This window comes from Streptomyces sp. LS-MS-L19 (assembly GCF_058382285.1).
In genome coordinates this window covers 7,085,288-7,109,378 of the sequence record NZ_JBYCLL010000001.1, presented here as the reverse complement: position 1 = coordinate 7,109,378, position 24,091 = coordinate 7,085,288, and the positions used below count along the sequence as shown (strand labels likewise).

28 protein-coding genes are annotated in these 24,091 nt (G+C 70.0%); 1 reads left to right on the top strand and 27 read right to left on the bottom strand.

Annotated elements, in window-relative coordinates; all coding sequences use genetic code 11:
• Window positions 1-109 precede the first annotated feature (109 nt).
• From rlmN to rpsB, 9 genes are all read right to left on the bottom strand, one after another.
• Window positions 110-1,216 carry a dual-specificity RNA methyltransferase RlmN gene (gene rlmN / locus AC2XR2_RS31890; RefSeq protein ID WP_381298611.1) on the bottom strand — a complete coding sequence of 369 codons (1,107 nt, stop codon included), beginning with the start codon at window positions 1,214-1,216 and terminating at the stop codon, window positions 110-112.
• Window positions 1,217-1,253: 37 nt separating this feature from the next.
• Window positions 1,254-1,517 carry a hypothetical protein gene (locus tag AC2XR2_RS31885; RefSeq protein ID WP_381298612.1) on the bottom strand — a complete coding sequence of 88 codons (264 nt, stop codon included), beginning with the start codon at window positions 1,515-1,517 and terminating at the stop codon, window positions 1,254-1,256.
• Entirely contained in the window at window positions 1,514-2,650 is a 1,137-nt protein-coding gene (locus AC2XR2_RS31880; protein ID WP_491516916.1) for a WXG100 family type VII secretion target, read from the bottom strand. Before AC2XR2_RS31880 ends, AC2XR2_RS31885 begins: the two co-directional genes overlap by 4 nt.
• Entirely contained in the window at window positions 2,647-2,976 is a 330-nt protein-coding gene (locus AC2XR2_RS31875) for a WXG100 family type VII secretion target (RefSeq protein WP_491516915.1), read from the bottom strand. The genes AC2XR2_RS31880 and AC2XR2_RS31875 overlap by 4 nt, the downstream gene beginning before the upstream one ends.
• A 213-nt stretch (window positions 2,977-3,189) precedes the next feature.
• Window positions 3,190-4,362: a phosphatidate cytidylyltransferase gene (locus tag AC2XR2_RS31870; RefSeq protein WP_449353135.1), complete on the bottom strand. Its 1,173-nt coding sequence runs from the start codon at window positions 4,360-4,362 to the stop codon at window positions 3,190-3,192.
• Entirely contained in the window at window positions 4,362-4,919 is a 558-nt protein-coding gene (gene frr / locus AC2XR2_RS31865; protein ID WP_059198018.1) for a ribosome recycling factor, read from the bottom strand. The genes AC2XR2_RS31870 and frr overlap by 1 nt, the downstream gene beginning before the upstream one ends.
• 147 nt (window positions 4,920-5,066) lie before the next feature.
• Window positions 5,067-5,825 carry a UMP kinase gene (pyrH, locus tag AC2XR2_RS31860; RefSeq protein ID WP_020138770.1) on the bottom strand — a complete coding sequence of 253 codons (759 nt, stop codon included), beginning with the start codon at window positions 5,823-5,825 and terminating at the stop codon, window positions 5,067-5,069.
• Between the two features lie 189 nt (window positions 5,826-6,014).
• Window positions 6,015-6,851 carry a translation elongation factor Ts gene (gene tsf / locus AC2XR2_RS31855; RefSeq protein WP_381298618.1) on the bottom strand — a complete coding sequence of 279 codons (837 nt, stop codon included), beginning with the start codon at window positions 6,849-6,851 and terminating at the stop codon, window positions 6,015-6,017.
• 158 nt (window positions 6,852-7,009) lie between these two features.
• Window positions 7,010-7,930 carry a 30S ribosomal protein S2 gene (gene rpsB / locus AC2XR2_RS31850; RefSeq protein WP_491516914.1) on the bottom strand — a complete coding sequence of 307 codons (921 nt, stop codon included), beginning with the start codon at window positions 7,928-7,930 and terminating at the stop codon, window positions 7,010-7,012.
• A 272-nt stretch (window positions 7,931-8,202) separates the two neighbouring features.
• Here rpsB and AC2XR2_RS31845 point away from each other — a divergent pair, with 272 nt between their 5' ends.
• The gene (locus AC2XR2_RS31845; RefSeq protein WP_491516913.1) at window positions 8,203-8,778 is read left to right on the top strand and encodes a murein hydrolase activator EnvC family protein; all 576 of its coding nucleotides are present in this window, start codon (window positions 8,203-8,205) and stop codon (window positions 8,776-8,778) included.
• A gap of 97 nt (window positions 8,779-8,875) precedes the next feature.
• Here AC2XR2_RS31845 and AC2XR2_RS31840 read toward each other — a convergent pair whose 3' ends face one another.
• The 18 genes from AC2XR2_RS31840 to proS all read right to left on the bottom strand — a co-directional run bounded on the left by AC2XR2_RS31840 (window position 8,876) and on the right by proS (window position 23,899).
• Window positions 8,876-9,433 (bottom strand): TetR/AcrR family transcriptional regulator, encoded by a 558-nt coding sequence (locus AC2XR2_RS31840; RefSeq protein ID WP_491518539.1) that lies wholly within the window; start codon window positions 9,431-9,433, stop codon window positions 8,876-8,878.
• A gap of 105 nt (window positions 9,434-9,538) precedes the next feature.
• Complete coding sequence (gene whiG, locus AC2XR2_RS31835) at window positions 9,539-10,381, bottom strand: RNA polymerase sigma factor WhiG (RefSeq protein ID WP_330264202.1); 843 nt, start codon at window positions 10,379-10,381, stop codon at window positions 9,539-9,541.
• A gap of 243 nt (window positions 10,382-10,624) precedes the next feature.
• Window positions 10,625-11,770: a DNA-processing protein DprA gene (gene dprA / locus AC2XR2_RS31830; protein ID WP_491516912.1), complete on the bottom strand. Its 1,146-nt coding sequence runs from the start codon at window positions 11,768-11,770 to the stop codon at window positions 10,625-10,627.
• Window positions 11,767-13,392, bottom strand: a complete 1,626-nt coding sequence (locus tag AC2XR2_RS31825; protein WP_381298624.1) for a YifB family Mg chelatase-like AAA ATPase — start codon at window positions 13,390-13,392, stop codon at window positions 11,767-11,769. The genes dprA and AC2XR2_RS31825 overlap by 4 nt, the downstream gene beginning before the upstream one ends.
• A 1-nt stretch (window position 13,393) precedes the next feature.
• Window positions 13,394-13,756, bottom strand: a complete 363-nt coding sequence (locus AC2XR2_RS31820; protein ID WP_330264205.1) for a YraN family protein — start codon at window positions 13,754-13,756, stop codon at window positions 13,394-13,396.
• A 121-nt stretch (window positions 13,757-13,877) separates the two neighbouring features.
• Window positions 13,878-14,186 carry a DUF2469 domain-containing protein gene (locus tag AC2XR2_RS31815; RefSeq protein WP_003965949.1) on the bottom strand — a complete coding sequence of 103 codons (309 nt, stop codon included), beginning with the start codon at window positions 14,184-14,186 and terminating at the stop codon, window positions 13,878-13,880.
• Between the two features lie 56 nt (window positions 14,187-14,242).
• Window positions 14,243-14,719, bottom strand: a complete 477-nt coding sequence (locus AC2XR2_RS31810; protein WP_030315817.1) for an NUDIX hydrolase — start codon at window positions 14,717-14,719, stop codon at window positions 14,243-14,245.
• A 328-nt stretch (window positions 14,720-15,047) separates the two neighbouring features.
• On the bottom strand, window positions 15,048-15,824 hold the full coding sequence (gene lepB / locus AC2XR2_RS31805) for a signal peptidase I (protein WP_491516911.1): 777 nt from the start codon (window positions 15,822-15,824) through the stop codon (window positions 15,048-15,050).
• Window positions 15,825-16,052: 228 nt separating this feature from the next.
• Complete coding sequence (gene lepB, locus AC2XR2_RS31800) at window positions 16,053-17,036, bottom strand: signal peptidase I (protein ID WP_381298629.1); 984 nt, start codon at window positions 17,034-17,036, stop codon at window positions 16,053-16,055.
• Entirely contained in the window at window positions 16,924-18,018 is a 1,095-nt protein-coding gene (gene lepB, locus AC2XR2_RS31795) for a signal peptidase I (RefSeq protein WP_330264208.1), read from the bottom strand. The genes lepB (AC2XR2_RS31800) and lepB (AC2XR2_RS31795) overlap by 113 nt, the downstream gene beginning before the upstream one ends.
• Window positions 18,011-18,706 carry a signal peptidase I gene (gene lepB, locus AC2XR2_RS31790; protein WP_381298632.1) on the bottom strand — a complete coding sequence of 232 codons (696 nt, stop codon included), beginning with the start codon at window positions 18,704-18,706 and terminating at the stop codon, window positions 18,011-18,013. Before lepB (AC2XR2_RS31790) ends, lepB (AC2XR2_RS31795) begins: the two co-directional genes overlap by 8 nt.
• A gap of 45 nt (window positions 18,707-18,751) precedes the next feature.
• Window positions 18,752-19,102 carry a 50S ribosomal protein L19 gene (gene rplS, locus AC2XR2_RS31785; RefSeq protein ID WP_123763339.1) on the bottom strand — a complete coding sequence of 117 codons (351 nt, stop codon included), beginning with the start codon at window positions 19,100-19,102 and terminating at the stop codon, window positions 18,752-18,754.
• 133 nt (window positions 19,103-19,235) lie between these two features.
• Window positions 19,236-20,069: a tRNA (guanosine(37)-N1)-methyltransferase TrmD gene (gene trmD / locus AC2XR2_RS31780; RefSeq protein ID WP_449353143.1), complete on the bottom strand. Its 834-nt coding sequence runs from the start codon at window positions 20,067-20,069 to the stop codon at window positions 19,236-19,238.
• A 3-nt stretch (window positions 20,070-20,072) separates the two neighbouring features.
• Window positions 20,073-20,615 (bottom strand): ribosome maturation factor RimM, encoded by a 543-nt coding sequence (gene rimM / locus AC2XR2_RS31775; protein ID WP_381298636.1) that lies wholly within the window; start codon window positions 20,613-20,615, stop codon window positions 20,073-20,075.
• 91 nt (window positions 20,616-20,706) lie between these two features.
• On the bottom strand, window positions 20,707-20,946 hold the full coding sequence (locus AC2XR2_RS31770) for an RNA-binding protein (protein WP_003973401.1): 240 nt from the start codon (window positions 20,944-20,946) through the stop codon (window positions 20,707-20,709).
• Between the two features lie 2 nt (window positions 20,947-20,948).
• The gene (rpsP, locus tag AC2XR2_RS31765; protein ID WP_491516910.1) at window positions 20,949-21,368 is read right to left on the bottom strand and encodes a 30S ribosomal protein S16; all 420 of its coding nucleotides are present in this window, start codon (window positions 21,366-21,368) and stop codon (window positions 20,949-20,951) included.
• A 251-nt stretch (window positions 21,369-21,619) separates the two neighbouring features.
• Window positions 21,620-22,222, bottom strand: coding sequence for a hypothetical protein (locus AC2XR2_RS31760; protein WP_381298638.1), 603 nt, complete (start codon window positions 22,220-22,222; stop codon window positions 21,620-21,622).
• Window positions 22,223-22,483: 261 nt separating this feature from the next.
• Window positions 22,484-23,899, bottom strand: coding sequence for a proline--tRNA ligase (gene proS, locus AC2XR2_RS31755; protein WP_381298640.1), 1,416 nt, complete (start codon window positions 23,897-23,899; stop codon window positions 22,484-22,486).
• Window positions 23,900-24,091: the final 192 nt, after the last annotated feature.

Sequence of the window (24,091 nt, the reverse complement as noted above, 5' to 3'; positions counted from 1 at the left end):
CTACCCAGAATGACCTGGGCGAGGTTCAGAGGGTCTGCGGCCCGGTTGCCGCACTCTCAGCGCTGTTGCGCTCCCCTGTCGGATATGAATATGTACGTACGCCGTCAGACTACCGCTCGGTGGCCGCCAGCTGACCACAGGCCCCGTCGATCTCCTGACCACGGGTGTCCCGGACGGTCACCGGCACACCGTGCGCGGCGATCGCCTCGACGAAGGCCTTCTCGTCCTCGGGCCGGGAGGCGGTCCACTTGGACCCGGGGGTCGGGTTCAGCGGGATGAGGTTGACGTGCACGGGCTTGCCCCGGAGCAGCCGCCCGAGCCGGTCACCGCGCCAGGCCTGGTCGTTGATGTCCCGGATGAGCGCGTACTCGATGGAGAGCCGCCGCCCGGACTTCTCGACATACTCGAACCCGGCGTCGAGCACCTCGCGCACCTTCCACCGCGTGTTCACGGGGACGAGGGTGTCGCGCAGCTCGTCGTCGGGGGCGTGCAGCGAGATCGCGAGCCGGCACTTGAACCCTTCGTCGGCGAACCGGTGAATGGCGGGCACGAGCCCCACGGTGGACACGGTGATACCGCGCTGCGACAGCCCGAGCCCGTCGGGGGCGGGATCGGTGAGCGCGCGAATGGACTGCGTCACCCGCTTGTAGTTGGCGAGCGGCTCGCCCATCCCCATGAAGACGATGTTGGAGAGCCGCGCGGGCCCGCCCGGCACCTCCCCGTCCCGGAGCGCCCGCATCCCGTCGACGATCTGATGGACGATCTCGGCGGTGGACAGATTGCGGTCCAGCCCGGCCTGCCCGGTGGCACAGAACGGGCAGTTCATCCCGCACCCGGCCTGCGAGCTGATGCACATGGTCACCCGGTCCGGGTACCGCATCAGCACCGACTCCACGAGCGTCCCGTCGAACAGCCGCCACAGCGTCTTGCGCGTGGTCCCCTGGTCGGTCGACAGATGCCGTACGACGGTCATCAGCTCGGGAAGCAACGCCTCCTGCAGCTTCCCGCGCGCCGCGGCGGGGATGTCGGTCCACTCCGCCGGGTCGTGCGCGTACCGCGCGAAGTAGTGCTGCGAGAGCTGCTTGGCCCGAAACGGCTTCTCCCCGATCCCGGCCACTACCTCCTTGCGCTCGGCAGGAGTGAGATCAGCGAGATGCCGCGGCGGCTTCTTGGCTCCGCGGGGGGCGACGAAAGTGAGTTCTCCGGGCTTAGGCATAGCTGTACCAGTGTCGCAGATCATTCCGGGACCGTGGTCAGAAGATCCACGCGCCGAGGGCGGCGACCGCCAGGCCGATGACCACGAAGAAGCCGCCGGTGAGGGTGACGGGGAGGATCTGGCCGCGACGGCGGGTGGGGTCGAGGCCGCGGTAGGTGCTGATCGCCGCGTAGAGACCGATGAGGGCGATGGCGCAGCCGACGCCGACGGCGAGGAACTCGAAGAAGCCCGACACGGTGAGGGGATGCTTCGGGTTGGGGGTGAACACGGCCGCGAGGGCCACTTCGCCTAGGGGGCTCACTGGTCGTTCTCGTCCTTCGTCAGGGCCTGGATGTCGGACTCGATACCGGACGCGGCGGCGTAGACGCCCGTGTTGAGCGTGGTGCCCACGGTGTTCCTGAAGGCCCCGTCCGCCAGCTTTCCCTGGTCACTGAGGTGTTCCCCGCCGAGGCTGCCGTGCTGCTCCAGGGCATGGTTGACGCCGTGGTTCTGGGCGTTTCCGACCGCACCGGCGGCGGCGTTGGCCAGCGCGTCCTGCCCCATGGTCGAGGCGTCCTGGCCGTTCCTGTAGTCGGCTGTCAGACCCCCCGCGACGTTGCCGAGCGCGCCGTTCACCGAGGTGCCGAGCAGGCCCTCCCCGCGCAGGAGGTCTCCGGCCACCCCTGTGAACCGGGCCCCGATCGCGCCGGCTCCGGCGGTGAACCCGGCTGTTCCTCCCGCGAGCCACGCACCGTTCGTGAGGTCGGCCCCCACGGTCACCGGCTGCCCGTTGACGGCCTGGGTCACCATCAGGCTTCCCGAGTCCGCCACGAAGTTCGTCGCGAAGCTCTCCAGCCCCGTCTTGGCGAAGCTCGCGCTGACTCTTGCGACAGCGGTGAGCATCTTCTCCAGGGTCGCGACCGTCTCCGCGCTCAGGCCCGAGAACCGTTCCAGGAGGCCCGCCACCCGCTCCGCCGCCGACGTGAACAACTTCACCAGGTCCACGACCTTGGCCACCCGCTCCGCCACCGCCGTGTTGGCGACCAGGTCGGAGATGAAGCCGGTGAAGAACGACAGCGCGACCCCGGCGATCTCCATCTCGGCGATCTCGACGCAGATGTCGATGATCTCCTTGTTGATCCCGTCGATCTCGTCCGCGTAGGACCGCAGGCCGTCGGCGACCCGGTGGAAGTCGGCCGCGACGTCCTGGACGACCTTCTTCTGTTCGGCCCAGTGCTTCTCGAAGGCGTCCCGGGCGGCTCCGTGCCAGCCCTGCCGGTCGACGCCGGCGATCGCCGCGTCGACGGCCCGTACGACGTCCGTCAGCTCCGTGCCCATGGCGTCCCAGGCGCGGGCGATGGTCCGGAGGGCGTCGCCGTCGCCGCCGGGGAGTTCCACACCGGCCGCCTGGAGGATCTCCAGGACCTTGCCGTCGATCCAGCTGTTGATGCTCACGGGCGGCCGCCCGAGGCCGCGGAGTGCAGATAGCCGAGGGCCGTCCGGTCCGAGTCCGTGTAGTGGGTGGCGTTCAGGCGCAGCCGGTCGCCGTCGCTCGTGAGCACGTCCGGAAGGTGTCCGAGCGCCTTGACGGTGTTCTCCAGCAGCTGCCGGTACTTCTCCGACGCCCCGTCGCAGATCCCCAGCAGCCCGAACGCCTGCCCGATCTCCGCCGCGCTCCCCGAGAACGTCCCGATCGGCCCGGCAAGCCCCGTCGCCTCCCGGTCGAACCTGCCCGCCAGCTCCGTCAACGTCTCGGGGTCCACCCCGAACTGCTCGCTCATCCCGCTCCCCCGTTCGAAACCCGACGCGACGGTCAGCATCCCGGACGAGGACCGGCGGAAACGGCCCCTTTTACGTGTGCGAAGCAAGGCCTGACGCACAATTTGCGCCTGCCTGGCCTGGGCCATACCCGCCTGGGCGATATGCGGAGGAACGGCGCGGCCCCCGCCCTGAGAACAGAACGGGGGCCGAGAAGCCGTACGAGAAGAAGCCGGTCAGGCCGAGCCCACGAACAGCACCATCAGCAGCCACACCACCGGCGCCGTCGGCAGCAACGAGTCCAGGCGGTCCATGATGCCGCCGTGGCCCGGCAGCAGCGTGCCCATGTCCTTGATGCCGAGGTCCCGCTTGATCATCGACTCGCCGAGGTCACCCAGCGTCGCGCTGGCCGCGACCGCGAGGCCGAGGAGCAGGCCCTGCCACCAGCGGCCGTCGTCGATCAGGAACTGCATGCACAGCGCGCCCGCCACCATCGCGAACGCCACCGCTCCGACCAGTCCCTCCCGGGTCTTGCCGGGGCTGATGCGCGGCGCCAGCTTGTGCGTGCCGAAGCGCCAGCCGACCGCGTACGCGCCGGTGTCGCTGACGACCGTCAGGAGCAGGAAGGTCAGGACCCGCACCGCCCCGTCGTCCGCCGTCAGCATCATGGCGACGAACGTGGCCAGGAACGGGACGTAGAAGGCCGCGAAGACACCCGCCGTGACGTCCTTGAGGTAGCCCTCCGGCGGTTCCGTCATCCGCCAGACCAGGACCGCGAGCGCGGTGAGCGCCATGGCGACCCAGGCCCCCTCGGCGCCCCGGACGTACCCGGCGACGACCATCGCGGCCCCGCCGAGCGCCAGCGGCACCAGCGGTGCCTTGATGCCCTTGCGCTCCTGGAGCCTGCTGGTCAGTTCCCACAGACCCACCACGACCGCGACCACGATCACGCCGACGAACACGGCCTTGACGAAGAACAGCGACGCGATGATCACCGCACCGAGCCCGACCCCGACCCCTATGGCCGCGCCCAGATCCCGGCCCGCACTCTTCTTCTGCGGCGCGGGCGCCGGCTGCGAGGCGTCGGGCATGGGCTCCGGATCCTGCTTCTGCGGCGCCGCGTGGGGCTGCGCCGGCGTGGTCTCGTCGCGGACGGTCGTGTTCCGGTACGTCTCGTCCCGGTAGGTCTCGTCCCGGAACAAGGGACCGCTCAGCCGAGCGGCCCCCCTGTCGTCATCCTGGTCTCCGCCGTACGCGGGTCCGTCGGGCACGATGGGCATGGGGCGAGTGTGCTGCGCGTCATGCGCATCGTACGCGGGACCCGCCGGGGCAGCCCCCTGGACAGGCCCCTGGTCGGACGGCCCCCAGTACCCGGCGTGGGGCGGAGTCGCCCAGGAAGAGTCGTTCATCAGACCTCGAGCAGCTCCGCTTCCTTGTGCTTCAGGAGCTCGTCCACCTGGGCGACGTACTTGTGCGTCGCGTCGTCGAGCTCCTTCTCCGCACGGCGGCCCTCGTCCTCGCCGATCTCGCCGTCCTTGACGAGCTTGTCGATCGCGTCCTTGGCCTTGCGGCGGACCGAGCGGATCGACACGCGCGAGTCCTCGGCCTTGCCCTTGGCGACCTTGATGTAGTCGCGGCGGCGCTCCTCGGTGAGCTCGGGGAACACCACTCGGATGATGTTGCCGTCGTTGCTCGGGTTGACGCCCAGGTCGGAGTCGCGGATCGCCTGCTCGATGTTGCGCAGCGCGGTCTTGTCGAACGGGGTCACGACTGCCATGCGCGGCTCCGGCACGGAGAACGAAGCCAGCTGGTTGATCGGCGTCGGCGCACCGTAGTAGTCGGCCACGATCTTGTTGAACATCGCCGGGTGCGCACGACCGGTGCGGATCGCGGCGAAGTCCTCCTTGGCGACCACGACGGCCTTCTCCATCTTCTCCTCGGCCTCGAGGAGGGTCTCTTCGATCACCACTTGCTCCTGCGTGTCTTGAGTAGGCCCGGCTGCTGTTCCGTATGCGTGGGGGCGGCGGCCGGCTGCGTCGCGTCTTCTTCCTGCACGGTTCCCGACCGGCAGGACATTGTCCATCCCCCGGTCAGGGACCGGGTGTTTCCCGGGTCAGTCCCGGCTGTCCTGGTCGCCCACCAGCGTGCCGATCTTCTCACCCTTGACGGCGCGGGCGATATTGCCCTCCGCCAGGAGCTCGAACACCAGGATCGGGAGCTTGTTGTCGCGGCACAGCGTGACGGCGGTGGCGTCGGCGACCTTGAGGTCGCGGGTGATGACCTCGCCGTAGCCGAGGGCGTCGAACTTGACCGCGTCGGGGTTGGTCTTCGGGTCGGAGTCGTAGACCCCGTCCACGCCGTTCTTGCCCATGAGCAGCGCCTCGGCGTCGATCTCCAGGGCGCGCTGCGCGGCGGTGGTGTCGGTGGAGAAGTACGGCATGCCCATACCGGCGCCGAAGATGACCACACGGCCCTTCTCCAGGTGGCGCACGGCCCGCAGCGGGATGTACGGCTCGGCGACCTGGCCCATGGTGATGGCGGTCTGCACCCGGCTGTCGATGCCCTCCTTCTCCAGGAAGTCCTGGAGGGCGAGGCAGTTCATCACGGTGCCGAGCATGCCCATGTAGTCGGAGCGGGCCCTGTCCATGCCGCGCTGCTGGAGTTCGGCACCGCGGAAGAAGTTGCCGCCGCCGATGACGACGGCGATCTCGGCGCCGTCCCGGACGACGGCGGCGATCTCACGGGCGATCTTGTGCACCACGTCGGGGTCCACGCCCAGGCCCCCGCCACCGGCGAACGCCTCTCCGGACAGCTTCAGCAGAAACCGGCCGCGTACTTTGCCGTCGTCGCTCTTCTGGGCCTTGGTGGTCATGGAGATCCCGCCTCTTTCACGTGGTGCACATACGAAGAAGGCCACTGCCGGTTGGGAACTGGTTCGCATCCCATGCGCGGCAATGGCCTCCTCGTCAGATCTGCTGTCGTCCGCCACGCGCGTGCGTGGCGGCGTACCGGACGACTGCTGACGACCCTATCGGGCCCGCGCGTCGCTCGCGGTACGGACTCAGATGCCGACCTTGATGCGCGTGAAGCGCTTCAGGGTGACACCGGCCTCGTCCAGGACCTTCTGGACCGACTTCTTGGGGTCGAGCGCGTACGGCTGACCGAGCAGCGTGGCGTCCTTGAAGAAGCCGTTGACGCGACCCTCGACGATCTTGGCGATCGCGGCCTCGGGCTTGCCCTCGGCGCGGGTGGTCTCCTCGGCGATACGACGCTCCGACTCGACGACCTCGGCCGGCACGTCCTCCTTGGAGAGGTACTTCGGCGCGAACGCGGCGATGTGCTGGGCGACACCGCGAGCGGTCTCCGCGTCGGGCTTGTCCAGCTCGACGAGGACACCGATCTGCGGGGGCAGGTCGGGCATCGTGCGGTGCATGTACGCGCTCACGTAACCGTCGGCGAACTGCGCGAAGCGGTCCAGGACGATCTTCTCGCCGAGGTTGGCGTTGGCCTCGTCCACGAACGCCTGTACGGTCTTGCCGGCCTCGATCTCGGAGGCGAGCAGGGCCTCCAGGTCGGCCGGGGAGGTCGCGGCGACGTGCTCGGCGATCTGGTTGGCGACGGCCTGGAACTTCTCGCCCTTGGCGACGAAGTCCGTCTCGCACTTCAGCTCGACGAGGACGCCGGAGGAGTTGTCGTCGGCGATGATGGAGACCACGGCGCCGTTCTCGGCGGAGCGGCCCTCACGCTTGGCGACGCCCTTCTGGCCCTTGATCCGGAGCGCCTCGACAGCCTTCTCGACGTCGCCCTCGGCCTCGTCCAGCGCCTTCTTGCAGTCCATCATGCCGGCGCCGGTGAGCTCACGGAGCTTCTTGACGTCGGCGGCGGTGTAGTTCGCCATGAGTCTGTGAATCTTTCTCGAAGTCTGGAAGATCGAAGATCTACGGGGTCTGCGGCCCCCATCTAGCCCGGGGCCGCCGACTCTCCGCTGACCTACGGGTGAACGGCGGGAGCGGAGTTCATGCCCCCGCTCCCGCCGTCACCGCTGACGCTGACGGGTCAGGCCTGCTCGGCGTCCGCGGCCGGAGCGGCCTCGGCGGCGGGGGCCTCGGCAGCGGGGGCCTCGGCAGCCGGGGCCTCGGTGGCCTCGGCGGCGGGAGCCTCAGCGGCCGGAGCAGCCTCGGCGGGGGCCTCCTCGGCCTTCTTCTCGCCACCCTCGAGCAGGTCGCGCTCCCACTCGGCGAGGGGCTCGCCGGCGGCCTTCTCGCCCTTGTCACCGGTGGCGACGCGCGAGCGGCTGATGAGGCCCTCGGCGACGGCGTCGGCGATCACGCGGGTGAGCAGGGTGACGGAGCGGATCGCGTCGTCGTTGCCCGGGATCTTGTAGTCGACCTCGTCGGGGTCGCAGTTGGTGTCGAGGATCGCGACGACCGGGATGTTGAGCTTCCGGGCCTCGCCGACCGCGATGTGCTCCTTCTTGGTGTCCACGATCCAGACGGCGCTGGGCACCTTCTGCATCTCGCGGATACCACCGAGGGTCTTCTCGAGCTTGGCCTTCTCACGCGAGAGGACCAGGAGCTCCTTCTTGGTCAGACCCGAGGCGGCGACGTCCTCGAAGTCGATCTGCTCGAGCTCCTTGAGGCGCTGCAGACGCTTGTAGACGGTCGAGAAGTTGGTGAGCATGCCGCCCAGCCAGCGCTGGTTGACGTAGGGCATGCCGACGCGGGTGGCCTGCTCGGCGATGGCCTCCTGCGCCTGCTTCTTCGTGCCGACGAACATGACCGTGCCGCCGTGGGCGACGGTCTCCTTGACGAACTCGTAGGCGCGGTCGATGTACGACAGCGACTGGAGCAGGTCGATGATGTAGATGCCGTTGCGCTCGGTGAAGATGAAGCGCTTCATCTTCGGGTTCCAGCGACGGGTCTGGTGACCGAAGTGGACGCCGCTCTCCAGCAGCTCCCGCATCGTGACGACGGCCATGGCCGTTCTCCTTGGTGTTCTCGGTTGTACCGCGGGTACCGGAGGGCACCCGCGCCTGACGCCCGCGACGCGCCTTGCCACAAAGGACCGAGAGGCGCTGACACCGACCGCTTGGCGGCGTGGTGTCGGGGCGTGCGAAGTCGACCCGGTGACCCGGATCGCCAGAAGAAGTGTACGGGACCCGCGAGGTACCGGGTGACGCCGCTGTCCACAACCGGGGAGTAGTCCACAGGTCCCGGCCATGATCGGTCCGGGTACGGGACGGTTTCCGCATGCGAGCGAAGCGATGCGGACAATGCGTCGGGTGGCTGGTGCTGGGCTTTCTGCTGTTCCTGACGGCACCGACCCCCGCACCCGGGCCACCCCTTCTCACCCCGACGGCCACGGACACCTCGGTACCGGCGATCGGCCGCACCTGGCCGGTGGGCACCCGCCCGGTGGTCCTGCGCGGCTGGGAACCCCCGGCGACGGTGTACGGCCGCGGCCACCGGGGCGTGGACCTGTCGGCGCCTCCCGGCTCCCCGGTACGGGCGGTCGCGGCGGGCCGGGTGTCCTTCGTGGGCAAGGTGGCGGGCAGGGGTGTGGTCTCCGTGGCCCTGACAGGAACAGATCTGCGAACGACCTACGAGCCGGTGACGGCGTCGGTCGAGAAGGGCGACGAGGTGGAGGCCGGCGAGGTGGTCGGCACGGTGGCCCCTACGGGCTCCCACTGCCCCACTGCCTGCGTGCACTGGGGACTCCTGCGAGGCGAGACCTACCTGGACCCGCTGTCCCTGCTCCCGCCGTGGCTCCTGCACAGGGGCCCGTCAAGACTGCTGCCGGTCCTGGGAGTGCCCTTGCTTGCGTAAGCACCGGGCGCTGGTCGAGAGGGCTCGGCGGCAGACACCCCAGGGGCGCGGGGAACTGCGCGACCAGCCACGACGGACGCGCACCCGGCAGCCTTCCTCAGCCCCGCACTCCCCGCAGCGCCATGGACACCGCGGCCTCGGTGATCACACCGGGCTCCTCCGCCGCCCCCAGCTCGATCCTCCGCACAGCCGCGTCCACAACCCCCTGCACCAGCATCGCCGCGAGCCGAGGCTGCGCATGCCCCATCTCCGCGAGCGCCGAGACGATCAGCGCCACCAGGCCCCCGTGTGCCGCCCGGATCTTCTCCCGCGCGCCCGCGTCCAGCTCACTCGCGGAGATGGCGACGACCGCCCGGTGCCGCCGGTCCCCCACCAGTGCCAGCTGCTGCCGCACATACGCCTCGACCTTGCCCTCGGGCGAGGTCTCCCGCTCCATGGCCGCCGCGACCTCCGCGGCCCACACGGGGAAGTCGACCTCGCACAGCTCCTCGACCACGGCGGCCCGCGACCGGAAGTACTCGTACACCGACGACCGCGCGAGTCCGGTCCGTTCGGCGAGGGCCGGGAAGGTCAGCGCTTCCGTCCCGCCCTCGGACAGCAGAGAACGAGCCGCGTCCAGCAGGGCGGCTCGCTGCATCGACCGGTGCTCGGCCACGGAGGCCGCTCGAATCCTTGGCACGTCAACCACTGTACGGACGCGCCACCGCCGACGGGAGTCACTCCACCCGACCGGCTGCCACCGGGAGGCCGTCCGCCCCGGTCAGCGGCCGAAACCGGCCAGCTTCGCCCGTAGCTGGAGCACGGACTTGGTGTGGATCTGGCTGACCCTGCTCTCGGTCACGCCCAGCACGTTGCCGATCTCCGCGAGCGTGAGGCCCTCGTAGTAGTACAGGGTCACCACGGTCTTCTCCCGCTCGGGCAGGGTGTTGATGGCCCGGGCGAGGAACCGTCTGAGCTCGCGGTCCTCGGCGACCTCCACGGGGTTGTCCGCGGCGGTGTCCTCCAGGGTGTCCATGAGGCTCAGCCGGTCACCGCCCTCGCCCCCGACGTGCAGCAGCTCCTCCAGCGCCACCACGTTGGCCAGCGACAACTGGCTGAAGACCGCGTGCAGATCGTCCACCGCGATGCCCAGCTCGCCGGCGACCTCGCCCTCCGTCGGCGTCCGCCGCAGCCGCGCCTCCAGCGTGGCGTAGGCCCGTTCGACGTTGCGCGCCTTCTGCCGCACGGACCGCGGGATCCAGTCCAGCGCCCGCAGCTCGTCGATCATGGCGCCCCGGATCCGGGTGATCGCGTAGGTCTCGAACTTGATCTCGCGGTCGATGTCGAACTTCTCGATCGCGTCGATGAGCCCGAAGACCCCCGAGGAGACGAAGTCGGCCTGCTCGACGTTGGGTGGCAGACCGACGCTCACCCGCCCGGCGACGTACTTCACGAGCGGTGAGTAGTGCAGGATCAGCTGCTCGCGCAGCCGCTCGTCTCCCGACGCCTTGTACGACCGCCACAGCTCGTCGAGTGTCGAGGGAGCGGGCGGCCGCACGCTGCCACCGTCACGGGCGGCTGGGGGGATCGCCGCCCGGTCGGATCCGGAAGTGTGCTGGGGCATTCGTCGCCTTGTGCCGTTCTGCCGTGAAGTACGCGATGTACGTGAAGTGCGTCGGAATCCCCGTGAGCGTAGCGTGACTGAAGTGTCGCAGTGCGCAAACAGCGTGGCGGAGTACGCCTGCGAATGCGTACCGCAGCCCCCTCCCCAGAGGCACGATCGTCGCCCTGTGTGATCACCGGAACACCCCAACTGCGGTAATTACCAAGGATGTCGGGGTTCCCCCGGACGGCCGAACACGCTCGGTCAGCACGGGCCGCGGCCACCGCGGACCGAGATCATCGCCTGGCGTGTCAACTTCCAGCCGTCGCCGTGTCGTTCGACGTAACCAAGTGAGCGGAGTTCGTACAGTCTCGCGACCGCGTCATCGCGGGTGGTCTGCGCACCCCGGGCGATCTCGTCCACGCCGGCCTCCCGGTGTCCGGGCAGCGCGGACAGAACCCTCCGCGCCGCCGGGGCCAGGAGGTCCCGCGGCAGCACAGGCCCGCGCCGGTCCGGGGCGAGCTCCCCCATGTCGCCCACGAGCTCCACGACTTCCTCGGCGTCCGTGACCAGCGTGGCCTCCCCGCGCAGCAGCTCGTGCACACCGGCGGACAGGCTGCTGGTGGCGGGCCCGGGCACCCCCATCGTGTGACGGCCGAGCCGCTGTGCCGCCCGCGCGGTGACCAGGGAGCCGCTGCGGTGGGCGGCCTCGACGACCACGGTGCCGCGGGTGAGGGCGGCGATCACCCGGTTCCGCAGCACGAATCTGCTGGGCGTCGGATGCTCGCCGGGCGGCAACTCCCCGATGACCAGGCCCTGTTCCGCGATCCTGGTGATCAACTGGGTGTGTCCGCGCGGGTAGGGCCGGTCGACCCCGCAGGCCAGGACGGCGACGGTGGCTCCGCCCGCGCCGAGGGCGCCGCGGTGGGCGGCACCGTCGACTCCGTAGGCGCCGCCGGACACGACGACCCAGCCGCGCTCGGCGAGCCCGGTGCCGAGGGTGGCGGCCATGTGGGCCCCGTACTCGGTACAGGCCCGGGCCCCGACGACGGCGACCGATCTCAGCGCCCACATCCGCAGACTGGCCCGCCCCCGCACCCACAGTCCGATGGGCCGCGCGTCCCCGAGATCGTCCAGCTGGCCGGGCCACTCGGCGTCGCCGGGAACGACGAACCGGGCACCGGCCTCGTACGCCAGTCCGAGATCCCGCTCCGCGTCGGCGACCCGGGCCCGGCCCAGCAGCCCGCCCCACCGCTTCTCACTCACCCCGGGCAAGGCCTCCCCACCACTCCGCAACCGCGAGGCCACCTCACGCACCCCCCACTCCCGAACCCACCGCCCCCCGACCTCGTCCCCCGGCTCGATGACCCGACCAAGAAACACCCGATCGACCAGCTCACCGTCGTTCACGTCAGTGCCCCGATGGCCATCGGCACGCCCCGCGGCACTCCGGTGCGCAGTTGCAGCGCCAGGGCGACGTCCGTCGCGTCAGGACGGTCGTGACCGACGAGATCCGCGACCGTCCAGGCGACCCGCAGGACGCGGTCGAGTCCGCGGGCGGTCAGCACACCCCGCTCCAGGTTGCGCTCGGCCTCGTCCATCGCCCCCGACACGGCGTGCCAGCGGCTTCGCAGCTCACGCCCGGGCACGTCGCTGTTGGTCCGCCACGGGGTGCCGGCGAAGCGCGTCGCCGCCCTCTCCCTGGCAGCCCGCACCCGGTCGGCGACCACCTCGGTCGACTCGCCCCGGGCACCCCGCTGAGTGAGCTGGTCCCGCGTGACCCGGTCCACCTGAACCCGCAGGTCGACCCGGTCGAGCAGTGGGCCGGAGAGCCGGGCCTGGTAGCGCCGGATCGCCGAGGGCGGGCACTCGCAGAAGTCGTCCGTCTGCGAGAAACGACCGCAGGGGCACGGGTTGGCCGCGAGCACCATCAGGAACTTCGCGGGGAACCTCACGACGCCCGCGCTGCGCGCGATGACCACGTGTCCCGCCTCCAGGGGCTGCCGCAGCGCGTCCAGGGCCTGGGTGTTGAACTCGGGTGTCTCGTCGAGGAAGAGCACCCCTCGATGGGAGAGCGAGACGGCGCCCGGCCGGGCGATGCCGGGTCCGCCGCCGACGAGGGCCTGCATGGTGGCGGAGTGGTGCGGGGCGCAGTAGGGGGCCACGTCGATCAGGGGCTTGCCCGGCGGCAGCAGACCCGCCACCGAGTGGACCGCCGTCACTTCGAGCGACTCCTCCCTGGCCAGCCGGGGCAGGACCGCCGGCAGGCGCTCCGCGAGCATCGTCTTGCCGGCGCCCGGCGGTCCCTCCAGGAACAGGTGGTGGCCCCCGGCCGCCGCGACCTCCACCGCCGTCCGCGCCGAGATCTGACCGACGACGTCGGCCAGGTCGTGCCCGTGGTCCTGCTGCGCCGCTCCCGCGCTGTGCATTCCGGTCGCGGCCCCGGTGCCCGGCACCCGCAGACCTGCCAGCAGCGGGTCGGGGCGGCCCGGCTCGTCCGGTTCCTCCTCGGGCACCGGCTCGTCGGCCAGGACCGCGATCAGCTGCCGCAGACTGCGCACACCGAGGACGGAGACACCTGGCACGAGCGAGGCTTCGGCTGCGGCGCACTCCGGCACCACGACCTGTTCATAACCGGCGTCCGCCGCCGCCAGCACCGCCGGCAGGATGCCCCGGACGGGACGTACCCGGCCGTCCAGTCCCAGCTCTCCGATCATCACGATGTCGGCGAGCACCCGCGGGTCGATCCGCTCGGAGGCGCCCAGCACCGCGCAGGCGACGGCGAGGTCGAACCCCGAACCCGCCTTCGGCACCGACGCCGGGCTCAGCCCCACGGTCAGCTTCTTCTGCGGCCATTCCCCGCCCGAGTTCACGACGGCGGCCCGCACCCGGTCCCGGCTCTCCGTCAAGCTCTTGTCCGGCAGGCCCACCAACGTGAACGCCGCCACCCCCGGCTCCAGATCCGCCTGGACCTCGACCACGACCCCCTCGACACCCACCAGCGCCACCGAGCACGTACGAGCGAACCCCATCTCAGGCCACCCCCCGCGCGTGCTCGACCACGGGCGCGCCGCGCCGCGGCAGGACCACGCCCACCAGGTCGATCCGGACGCCTCCTGGCGGTGCGCCTCCGTGGGCGTGGATCCAGCACGCCGCGAGCCCCCGCAGCCGCTCCGCCTTCTCGGGGGTCACCGCGGCCATCGGGTGCTCGAAGGCCCCGGCCCGCCGTGTCTTGACCTCGCAGACGACCAGGACCTCCCCGTCCCGCGCCACGATGTCGATCTCACCGGTCCTGCCACAACGCCAGTTGCGCTCCAGGACCGTCATCCCGGCCTCGGTCAGCCGCCTCGCGGCCAGACTCTCGCCGTACTTGCCGAGTGCACTGCGTGCGTTCATGTCGGCACCACCTCCGGCACCGACGATCACGCAGTTCCGCCCACCGAGTTGATCTTGGTGGACTACTCAGCGGTTGTGGAAAACCCCGTCACTCACACGGGCGAACACCATCCAGCCAGGCTCACCCGCCCGGCAGCTCCAAGTCGCTCTTGTTCAGCTCCTCGATGTTCACGTCCTTGAACGTCAACACCCGGACCTGTTTCACGAAGCGAGCCGGCCGATACATGTCCCACACCCACGCATCGGCCATGGACACCTCGAAGAACACCTCACCCTGGACCGAGTGCACCTGCATCTCGTAGTCGTTGGTCAGGTAGAAGCGCCGCTCGGTCTCGATCACGTATTTGAACAGACCGACGACATCGCGGTACTCCCGGTAGAGCTTCAGCTCCATCTCGGTCTCGTACTTCTCGAGGTCCTCGGCGCTCATGGCATGTTCCCCTTCAGCCGTGCGATCCCACCATTGTGCGCCAGTCCCGTCAGCCCCTAGACGATTTCGGTGTCGAGGGTCACGGGCCCGGCCGGGGGACCTTCGTCGAGCAGCCTGCGCAGCAGCTCGGCGAGTCTGGTCGGATACACCGTCTCATGTGCCCGGGTCAGTTCCTGACACGTCCACCAGCGCGCTCCGGCGACACTGCGCCGCTCCAGCTCGGTGAGGCCTCTCGCCTCCGTGGCCGTCTGCGTCGTACGGGCCAGGTAGTACCACTCGTCCTGGTCCCAGCGGCGGCCCGCGAACGGGAAGGAGCACGTCCGCCGCCAGAGCACCGGCCCGAGCTCCACCTCGGTGATGCCGGTCTCCTCGGCGAGTTCCCTCAGCGCGGCCTCTTCACGGGTCTCGTCGCCCTCCAGTCCTCCGCCGGGCGTGAACCACCAGTCGTCGGCCGGATCGTCCGGTTCGTGTCCGTGCAGCAGCAGGATGCGGTCCTCGGGATCGAGCAACACCACCCGCGCCACCTTGCGCAACTCACCCTCGCCCTCGTGCGCCGCCGCGGCCCCACCCGGAGATCCGGCCGAGGCTCCACCCAGGGATCCAGCCGAGGCTCCGACCGGGGACCCGCCCGATGTTCCCGCCGATGCGCCGCCCGAGCCCGAGGACGCGGACCCGGCCGACGCCTCCCCCGAAGATCCCTCCGCAGCCCCACCGGAACCCCCGACCGAGAACCCACCCGGGCCCGCCGAGCAAGCCCCGCCCGAAACCCCCACAGCCCCGCCCGAGCCCCCGGCCGACACCCCACCCGCGGCCCCGTCCGGGACCAAACCCGAGGAAAACCCCGACCCCCCGCCCACCACCTCAGCGGGCACCAGCAGGCTCCGTCCGAACCCCCCGGCGGCCGCCGAACAACTTGGCCACCGGCCCGTACGCCCCGCCCCCCAGAACCAGCACGGCGCCGACGACGATCAGAACGAGGATCGTGTTCAGCGGCCCCTGCTCGGAGATCGCGCCGAGCTTCCCGAAGCCGGTCGGACGCTCCAGCATGCCCTTCCAGGGCCAGACGACGGCGTCCACCCGGGCCTCCACGGCGCTGCGCGCCACCGTGCCCTGGGCCGCGTCGGTGAGGTGGGCGGTGGAGTCCAGGGAGCCCTGACGCTCGTCGCCGAGGAGGAACAGCCGGCCCTCGGGCACCTTCACGGTCGGGATGGTCTTGTCCTCGGCCACACCGCCCTTGAGGTACGGCTCGTCGATCTCCTTGCCGTTGACCGTCAGCTTGCCGTTCGTGCAGCAGGCGACCGTGTCCCCGCCGACCGCGACGACGCGCTTGACCACGAGGGCTCCGGTCACCCACTCCTTGTCGGTGAAGACGACGACGTCGCCCCGGCGTATCTCGTCCGCGTCGACGCGCTGTCCGAGCACCCGGTCACCGGCGGCGATGGTGGGCGACATGGAGCTGGTGGGCACGGTGAACGGCCGGTAGAGCAGCGCTCCCCAGGCGAAACCACCCAGGAACAGCACGATGCCCAGCGCGACTGCCAGGCCGGACAGTCGCTGTCCGGTCCGGCTGCCCGCCGGGCGTGTGCCGGTGCCGCCGCCGCTCCGCGGGGCCGTACGTGTTGCGCTCTCGCCACCCATGGGTCCGCACCCTACCCGGCGGTACTGACGGGGTCAGCCCTTCCCGGCCGCCCGGGGCCGCAAGCTCCGCAAAGCTTTCACCAGGTCATGCCATACCTCGGGCAACAGACCGCGATCAGCGACTCCGGCCGATTCACCGAGGGAGCCCCCGCACCCCAAGCCGATTCACCAAGGTGGCTTCCGCACCCCAAGCCGATCCGCCGAGAGAGCAGCCTCACCCCAAGGCGATCAGCGCCCCCGCTCCACCGACAGCTTCCTGCGCCGCCACAGCGCCACCGGCACCACGCCCACGAGCGCGACCCCCTGCGGCGCGAAGGTCAGCGCGGCGGACGCGGACGCCTGGTCGTTGATGCCGGCCTGGCTGAAGGTGTCCGGCTTCGGCAGCGTGCCCCAGCGGTTGATCGGCCAGGCCTTGACGATGGCGCGGCCCACGACGTCGTCGACCGGGACCATGCCGTGGTGCGCGTCCGACTGGTTGTAGCGGGAGTCCCGGGAGTTCTGGCGGTGGTCGCCCATCACCCAGATGTAGCCCTTGGGGACCTTCACGGTGAACTGGCCGCCCTGGTCGTCCTGGCTGCACGGGGTGTTGCCGGGGTAGACGTACGATGCCTCGTCCAGCGCCTTGCCGTTGACCTTCAGCGGGCCGGTGCCGGAGCAGGAGACCGTGTCGCCGCCGACGCCGACGACGCGCTTGATGAGGTCCTTCTCCTCGGCGGACGGCATGAGGCCGATCCAGGAGAGGAACGTCTGTACGGCGTTCGGGTCCGCCGTAGGCTCGCCCGCCAGCCAGTTGTCGGGGTCGTGGAAGACGACGACCTCGCCGCGCTCGGGCTTGGAGCCGAACCACGGGGTGAGCTTGTCGACCAGAACACGGTCGCCCTGCTGGAGGGTGTTCTGCATCGAGTCGGACGGGATCGAGAAGGCCTGCACCAGGAACGTCTTGATCAACAGCGCGAGGACCAGCGCGATACCGATCAGGATGGGCAGCTCCTTCCAGAAGGAGCGCGGCTTCTTCGCCTTGGGCGCGGATCCGCCCGTCCCGCCGCCACCGGTCCCGGGAGGCTCGTCCACCGGCGGGCCCTCGCCGCCCGCGGCCGGGTCATTCCCGAAGGTTACGGCGCCCTCCGCGGCCGGGTCGGCTGCTTCCACGGGGCGTCCGCGGTGCTCCTCGCCGTCGTGCCCGGATCGTGCGCCAACCGCCACATCCCCCACGCCAACTCCTTACTCTGTGCCGCCGCCTGCGCCACGTACGGCGCAGGCCCACCACTCCCATAACGAGCGGGAGTTCCGCAGGGCTCGGGAGTTGGATCGCTTCGTTCGAAGCGTCGGGAGCAACCCTAAGCGACGCCTGCGAGGCTGAGGTCGCCCCGACCGCCGAGTCGGCAACGGAAGAGTAAGTTTTCGGTTCGTCGAGCATGGTCCAGTGTCCGAAAGGCCATGCGATGACCCTGGCCCGTCCCACCACCGAGTCCAGGGACACGGTGCCGCCGTAGTCGGTGTCCTGGTGCGAGCGGGAGTCCGCGGAGTTGGCGCGGTGGTCGCCCATCACCCACAACCGCCCCTGGGGGACGGTGATGTCGAACGGCTGGGCGGACGGGGCGTTTCCGGGATACAGGTAGTCGGTCTCGCTCAGGGGGACGCCGTTGACGGTCACCCGCCCCTCGGCGTCGCAGCACTTGACGCGGTCCCCGCCGACGCCGACGACCCGCTTGATGAGGTCCTTCTCGTTCTCGGACGGCAACAGGCCGATGAAGGTGAGCCCTTCCTTGACCTGCTTGACGACGACGGGGTCGTCCTTCTTCGTGGTGGTCTGCTCGTCCTGGAGCCAGCCGCCGGGGTCCTTGAAGACGACGACGTCCCCGCGCTTCGGCTCGGAGCCGAACCACGGGGTGAACTTGTCGACCAGGACCCGGTCGCCGATCCGGATCGTCTGCTCCATCGACCCGGACGGGATCACGAACGCCTGGACGAGGAAGGTCTTCAGGACCAGGGCTATGAGGACGGCCACGCCGACGAGGAGCGGTATCTCCTTGACCGCTCCGCGCCTTCTGCGCCGCTTGACCTTGCGCTGCAGCTGGCGGCGCTCCGCACGCGAGCGGCCGCCGCCGGGACTGGTGGAGCGCCGGACGCCGGTGGGCAGGAGGTTCTCGGCGGCGGTGCTCGACACCCCGCGCGGTTTGCCGCGGTTACCCATGCGCACCCTCCACGGCGGGCACACGCGCGTAGGCGCCGGAACGGTGCAGTCGGACCGCGTGCGCGGCCGGCCAGACGATCCAGTCCGCCCGTCCCAGGACGTCGTCGACCGGGATCATGCCGCCGCCCGGGGAGCCCAGATGGTCCCGGGAGTCGCTGGAGACACTGCGATGGTCACCGAGCACGAACAGCGTGCCGTCGGGCACCTCGACGTCGAAGGGCACCGAGGACGGAGCGTCGCCCGGGTACAGGAAGCCCGACTCGTCGACCGACCGGCCGTTCACCTCGATCCTCCCCTTCTTGTCGCAGCAGAGCACATGGTCTCCCCCCACACCGACAACGCGCTTGATGTAGTCCCCGTCCCCGAAATACCCGGTTCCGTCGAACACCACCACATCGCCGCGCCGCGGCTCGGCACCGAAACGGTACGCCAACCTATTTACGAGAACGCGGTCCCCGACCCTCAATCCGTTTTCCATGGATCCGCTAGGAATCTGGAAAGGTCTGACCACGAACGTACTGATCAGCAAAAGAAAGACCAGGCAGAGCAGCAGGGAGAGCGAGATCCGGCCGCCGGGCAGCCACTCGGTGATCCTCGCCACCAACGCGAAACGCGACCGTCCCTCCGCGGTCCCTGGTGCGGGACGGGAGGAGCGGTCGCGCTCCGTCGGCTGTGCTTCGGTGTCCATCGGGGCCAGATGTTATCCGGCCCCGCTGTGACCTCCGAAAAGCGCTCAGTTCTCGCGCTTCTCCTTGATCTTCGCGGCCTTGCCGCGCAGCTCGCGCAGGTAGTACAGCTTGGCGCGACGCACGTCACCGCGGGTGACGAGCTCGATCTTCTCGACGATCGGGGTGTGCACCGGGAAGGTGCGCTCGACGCCGACGGAGAACGAGACCTTGCGGACCGTGAAGGTCTCGCGGACACCGGCGCCCTGGCGACGGATGACGACGCCCTTGAACTGCTGCACACGGGAGCGGTTGCCCTCGATGACGCGCACGTGGACGTTGACCGTGTCACCCGGGCGGAAGGCCGGGATGTCGCTGCGCAGCGACGCGGCGTCGACGGAGTCGAGCAGGTGAGACATTTCGTCTGCTTTCTTCGCCCATGCCACAGGTCATAGGCGGTAGCTAGGTGATTCTGAGGATGCTGTCCGTGTCGGGGCGGGCGTCGTGTCCCCCTGTGGCAGGGGCGCACGCCGGACGACGCACAACAGCGAGCTATTCTTCCACGCCTTGTGGCCTGCGCCAAAATCGGCCGTACGGCTCCCCCTCCGGGTCCGGCGCCCAGCCCAGGATGGAGAGCATCTCGCGGTCCTTCTTGTCGAAGGCCTTGGGGTCGCAGCGCTCGATGAGGTCGGGCCGGTGGGCCGTCGTACGCCTGAGGGCCTCGTCGCGGCGCCAGCGGGCGATCTTGCCGTGGTGGCCGCTGAGCAGCACGTCCGGGATGCCGCGGCCGCGCCACTCGGGCGGCTTGGTGTAGACGGGCCCCTCCAGGAGGTTGGCCATGGCACCGGGTGCGAAGGAGTCGTCCCGGTGCGACTCGGCGTTGCCGAGGACACCGGGCAACAGCCGCGCGACGGCCTCTGTAACCACCAGTACAGCAGCTTCGCCGCCGGCGAGGACGTAGTCGCCGATGGACACCTCGTAGACCGGCATCCTGGTGGCGTACTCGTCGATGACCCGTCGGTCGATGCCCTCGTAGCGCGCGGGCGTGAAGATCAGCCAGGGGCGCTCGGAGAGCTCGACGGCGAGTTCCTGGGTGAAGGGGCGGCCGCTCGGGGTGGGGACGACGAGGGCGGGCGTGTGGGAGCCCGTCTCGTAGCCGTCCGCCAGTGCGGAGTCCAGTGCGTCCCCCCACGGCCCGGTCTTCATGACCATGCCCGGGCCGCCGCCGTACGGGGTGTCGTCGACGGTGTTGTGGCGGTCGTAGGTCCACTCCCGCAGGTCGTGGACGTGCACGTTCAGCTGCCCACGCGCGCGTGCCTTGCCGACCAGCGAGACGTTCAGGGGTTCGAGGTACTCGGGGAAGATCGTGACGACGTCGAGGCGCATCTTCTACGACTCTTCCCGCGACGAGGCGATCTCGGCCTGGTCGTCGATCAGCCCGGGCGGTGGCGTGATGACCGCCTTCTGCTCCTCCAGGTCGATCTCGGTGACGATCTCCTGGACGAACGGGATCATCACCTCGCTGCCGTCGGGCCGCTCCACGATGAAGAGGTCCTGGGAGGGCAGGTGCGAGATCTCGGTGATGCGGCCGACCTCGACGCCGTCCGCGGTGACCACGTCCAGGTCCATCAGCTGGTGGTCGTAGTACTCGTCCTCCTCCTCGGGCAGCTCCTCCGGATCGACCTCGGCGATCAGGAGGGTGTTGCGGAGGGCTTCGGCGGCGGTGCGGTCCTTCACGCCCTCGAAGCGCAGGAGGAGACGGCCGCTGTGGACGCGGCCGGTCTCGATGGTGAGGGGGCCCGTCGAGGCGGGGTCCGTGAGCAGGACGGCACCCGGCGAGAGCCTCAGCTCCGGCTCGTCCGTGCGGACCTCGACGGTGACCTCGCCCTTGATGCCGTGAGCACGGCCGATGCGAGCGACTACCAGCTGCACTGTGCTTGATCTCCTGGACGACAGATGGGTACGACTACGGGCCGGGGACGGCCCGACGGCCCTCCCCGGCCCGAGCCGGTGCTGCGTTGCGTCAGCGGACGTGGTCCACGTCGACGAGGTCGACGCGGACACCGCGGCCGCCGATGGCGCCCACGACGGTACGCAGGGCGCGTGCGGTGCGGCCGTTGCGGCCGATCACCTTGCCGAGGTCATCGGGGTGCACCCGGACCTCCAGCACGCGTCCGCGGCGCAGGTTGCGCGAGGCGACCTGCACATCGTCAGGGTTGTCGACGATGCCCTTCACGAGGTGCTCGAGAGCCTCCTCGAGCATGCTCAGGCCTCGGTCGACTCGGACTCGGCGGCAGCCTCGTCCTTCTTCTCAGCCTTCTTCTTCTGGGTGATGGCCTCACCCTTGCCCTCGTCGTCGCCACCGAGGGCCTCGAACGAGGGACGCGCGGCCTTCTCGGTCGGCTGGAGCAGCGGAGCCGGGGCGGGCAGGCCCTTGAACTTCTGCCAGTCGCCGGTCAGCTTGAGGATGGCGAGAACCGGCTCGGTCGGCTGCGCGCCGACACCCAGCCAGTACTGCGCACGCTCGGTGTCGACCTCGATGCGCGAGGGGTTCTGCACCGGGTGGTACAGACCGATCTCCTCGATCGCACGGCCGTCACGACGGGTGCGGGAGTCGGCGACGACGATGCGGTAGTGAGGCGAACGGATCTTGCCCAGACGCTTCAGCTTGATCTTGACTGCCACGGGAGTGGGTTCTCCTGGTTTTGACGTGGTTGGGCACGGCGAGATTGCCGCGTGGGGTTGCGGTACCCGAGTGCCCGATGGACGCGTCAGCCGGAGGCGAGAGGGTTCCTGTGCGGCTGTCGAGTACAGCTAGCCATTGTGCCACACCCCGCGGCCCCCTTCGGACCGAGGTCGCGCGCGAGCACGCCTGAGGGGCACCCGGCACTCCGGGTGCCCCCGGGCCGACCGCGGCTGCCACGAGCAGCCGCGATTCAGCTCGCCGCCGCGCCCACGACCTCGGGGATCCGGAACGGCTTGCCGCACCCCCCGCAGACGATCGGCGCCTGGGCCAGGACGGAGGGGACGACCCGCACGTTGCGGCCGCAGTCGCAGACCGCCTTGACCCGGACCCCGCCCCCGGAGGAGCCGTGCCGGGCCGCCGGTCCCCGGAAGGAGCGGGCGGTGTCGGCGGAGGTCGCCGCCGTGTGGGCCTTGAGGGCGCGCTGGAGCCGCTCGATGGTCGGGCGGTACCGGCGCTTCGCCTCGGGGGTGAGCGTGACCAGCGAGAAGCCGCTGCTGGGATGCGGCTCATCGGGGTGGTCCAGGCCCATCTCCTCGGCGATCGCGAGGAATCTCCGGTTGTGGTAGCGGCCGGCGCGGGAGGTGTCGCGAATGCCTCGCGCGGCGGCGATGCCGTGGACTGCCTCGTGAAGCAGTCGCTCGAAGGAGAGCTCGTGACCGCAGGCGGACGACGACTCCCCGATCAGTGACTCTGGCGCGGCAAGGTCGGGCAGCTCGGGGTGGTACCGCTGAATGTCGGCCCACGCCTCTGCCAGCTCTGCGGCGAGAACAGGTGGTGTCTGTGTCGTGCTCACGTAATGACAACGAGCCAGAGTGCCGCTGTGTTCCTATTCCGGGGCATCCCAAATAATTTGCACGTACCCGTCAGTTGCCGCTGATGCGTGGAGACGAGGGCGGGTGCGCTGATCTGCGGAGAAGCCTCACAGCTCATACCAAGCCGGTACGTAGTGTGAAGTACGCCCCGGCGCGTAGATCGTGTCCACGCGCCGGTGCGGTTGTGATCCGCGGGTGGGCAAGGGGCGTTTCGGTCGCTCTCGCACCGGAAGGGCGCTACCTCAGTAAGCGCGCGCGACGACCGCGACGTTACCGGGCGCGTCGTCGGCGCCCGGCACCGACCCGTCCTCGGCGACCAGACACCGTACGGTCACCGCGTGCTCGGCCAGCCTGGCCTCGCCTTCTTCACCGAGAGTGGCCCACGGGATCCGCGCCCAGCCGCCGGCGACAGCGGCCTCGACGGCCTCGTCGAAGGTCGACACCTCGGTCGTACGGGACTCGCGGCGCTCCCGGGACTGGGCCAGCAGCAGCGCCTGGTCCTCCTCGAGGAACCCGGGGAGCAGTGCCGTCAGGGAATCCAGCGACACGGCCTCCTTGCCGCCCGGGATCCGTCGCGCCACCATCGCGGTGCCGTTCTCCAGGTCACGGGGGCCGACCTCGACGCGGACCGGCACGCCCTTGAGCTCCCAGTCGACCGCGCGGCGGCCGAAGGGGGTGTCGGTGCGGTCGTCGACGTGGACGCGCAGGCCCGCCGCCCGCAGCCGGTCGCCGATCTCGCGGACCTTGGCCAGAACCGGTTCGTCCCCCTTGATGGCGAGCACGACGACCTGGGTCTGCGCGAGCCGGGGCGGGACGCGCAGGCCGTGGTCGTCGCCGTGCATCATCACCAGGGCGCCGATCATGCGGGTGGTGGAGCCCCAGGAGGTCTGCCAGACGAGTTCCTGGGTGCCCTCCTTCGACAGGTACGTGGTGTTGAAGGCCTTGGCGAAGTTCTGACCCAGTTCGTGGCTGGTGGCCATCTGGAGGGCCTTGCCGTCGCCCATCATCCCTTCGAGGGTGAGGGTGTTGATGGCGCCGGCGAAGCGCTCCTTGACGGTCTTGCGGCCGGGGACGACGTCCATGGCGAGGACATTGGTCATGAAGTCCTCGTAGACCCGCCGGTGGATGTGCGAGGCGAACGCGCGCGCGTCCTCCTGGGTGGCGTGTGCGGTGTGGCCCTCCTGCCACAGGAACTCGGTGGTGCGGAGGAAGAGCCGGGGCCTGAGCTCCCAACGCACCACGTTGGCCCACTGGTTGATCAGCAGGGGAAGGTCGCGGTAGCTCTGCACCCACTTCGAGAAGTAGTCGTTGATGATCATCTCGGAGGTGGGGCGGACGACCGCGGGCTCCTCCAGTTCCTTGCCGCCGCCGTGGGTGACGACCGCGAGTTCGGGCGCGAAGCCCTCGACGTGGTCGGCCTCGCGGGTGAGGTACGACTGGGGGATCAGCAGCGGGAAGTACGCGTTCTGGGTGCCCGTCTCCTTGATGCGGGCGTCCATCTCGGCCTGCATCCGCTCCCACAGCCCGTACCCGTACGGTCGGATGACCATGGTGCCGCGCACCGGACCGTTGTCGGCCAGTTCGGCCTTGGTGATCAGATCCTGGTACCAGCGCGGAAAGTCGTCCGCCCGGGGTGTGAGAACAGGTGCCTTTGCCATGGCGCGATGTTACGGGCGCACGTTGCCGCCATGTGAATTCTTTTCCCCGGCACCACCTCCCCGGCAAGCGGGGCCCCTTGCCCTCTGGACGCGCGGACGAGTGCGGAGTTATCTGGCATACGGGGGGAGCGCGAGCGCACGTCACGGGGGCTACGTGATCAAGCACAGAGGCAATCTCGGCGATTGGGGCGC

What these genes read in the sequence shown, in the direction of transcription:
- rlmN (WP_381298611.1), bottom strand. Translation starts at nt 1,216, where the DNA reads ATGCCTAAGCCCGGAGAACTCACTTTCGTCGCCCCCCGCGGAGCCAAG.
- AC2XR2_RS31875 (WP_491516915.1), bottom strand. Translation starts at nt 2,976, where the DNA reads ATGAGCGAGCAGTTCGGGGTGGACCCCGAGACGTTGACGGAGCTGGCG.
- AC2XR2_RS31870 (WP_449353135.1), bottom strand. Translation starts at nt 4,362, where the DNA reads ATGAACGACTCTTCCTGGGCGACTCCGCCCCACGCCGGGTACTGGGGG.
- pyrH (WP_020138770.1), bottom strand. Translation starts at nt 5,825, where the DNA reads ATGACCACCAAGGCCCAGAAGAGCGACGACGGCAAAGTACGCGGCCGG.
- tsf (WP_381298618.1), bottom strand. Translation starts at nt 6,851, where the DNA reads ATGGCGAACTACACCGCCGCCGACGTCAAGAAGCTCCGTGAGCTCACC.
- rpsB (WP_491516914.1), bottom strand. Translation starts at nt 7,930, where the DNA reads ATGGCCGTCGTCACGATGCGGGAGCTGCTGGAGAGCGGCGTCCACTTC.
- AC2XR2_RS31845 (WP_491516913.1), top strand. Translation starts at nt 8,203, where the DNA reads ATGCGAGCGAAGCGATGCGGACAATGCGTCGGGTGGCTGGTGCTGGGC.
- whiG (WP_330264202.1), bottom strand. Translation starts at nt 10,381, where the DNA reads ATGCCCCAGCACACTTCCGGATCCGACCGGGCGGCGATCCCCCCAGCC.
- AC2XR2_RS31825 (WP_381298624.1), bottom strand. Translation starts at nt 13,392, where the DNA reads ATGGGGTTCGCTCGTACGTGCTCGGTGGCGCTGGTGGGTGTCGAGGGG.
- AC2XR2_RS31820 (WP_330264205.1), bottom strand. Translation starts at nt 13,756, where the DNA reads ATGAACGCACGCAGTGCACTCGGCAAGTACGGCGAGAGTCTGGCCGCG.
- AC2XR2_RS31815 (WP_003965949.1), bottom strand. Translation starts at nt 14,186, where the DNA reads ATGAGCGCCGAGGACCTCGAGAAGTACGAGACCGAGATGGAGCTGAAG.
- lepB (WP_491516911.1), bottom strand. Translation starts at nt 15,824, where the DNA reads ATGGGTGGCGAGAGCGCAACACGTACGGCCCCGCGGAGCGGCGGCGGC.
- lepB (WP_330264208.1), bottom strand. Translation starts at nt 18,018, where the DNA reads ATGGGTAACCGCGGCAAACCGCGCGGGGTGTCGAGCACCGCCGCCGAG.
- lepB (WP_381298632.1), bottom strand. Translation starts at nt 18,706, where the DNA reads ATGGACACCGAAGCACAGCCGACGGAGCGCGACCGCTCCTCCCGTCCC.
- rplS (WP_123763339.1), bottom strand. Translation starts at nt 19,102, where the DNA reads ATGTCTCACCTGCTCGACTCCGTCGACGCCGCGTCGCTGCGCAGCGAC.
- trmD (WP_449353143.1), bottom strand. Translation starts at nt 20,069, where the DNA reads ATGCGCCTCGACGTCGTCACGATCTTCCCCGAGTACCTCGAACCCCTG.
- AC2XR2_RS31770 (WP_003973401.1), bottom strand. Translation starts at nt 20,946, where the DNA reads ATGCTCGAGGAGGCTCTCGAGCACCTCGTGAAGGGCATCGTCGACAAC.
- proS (WP_381298640.1), bottom strand. Translation starts at nt 23,899, where the DNA reads ATGGCAAAGGCACCTGTTCTCACACCCCGGGCGGACGACTTTCCGCGC.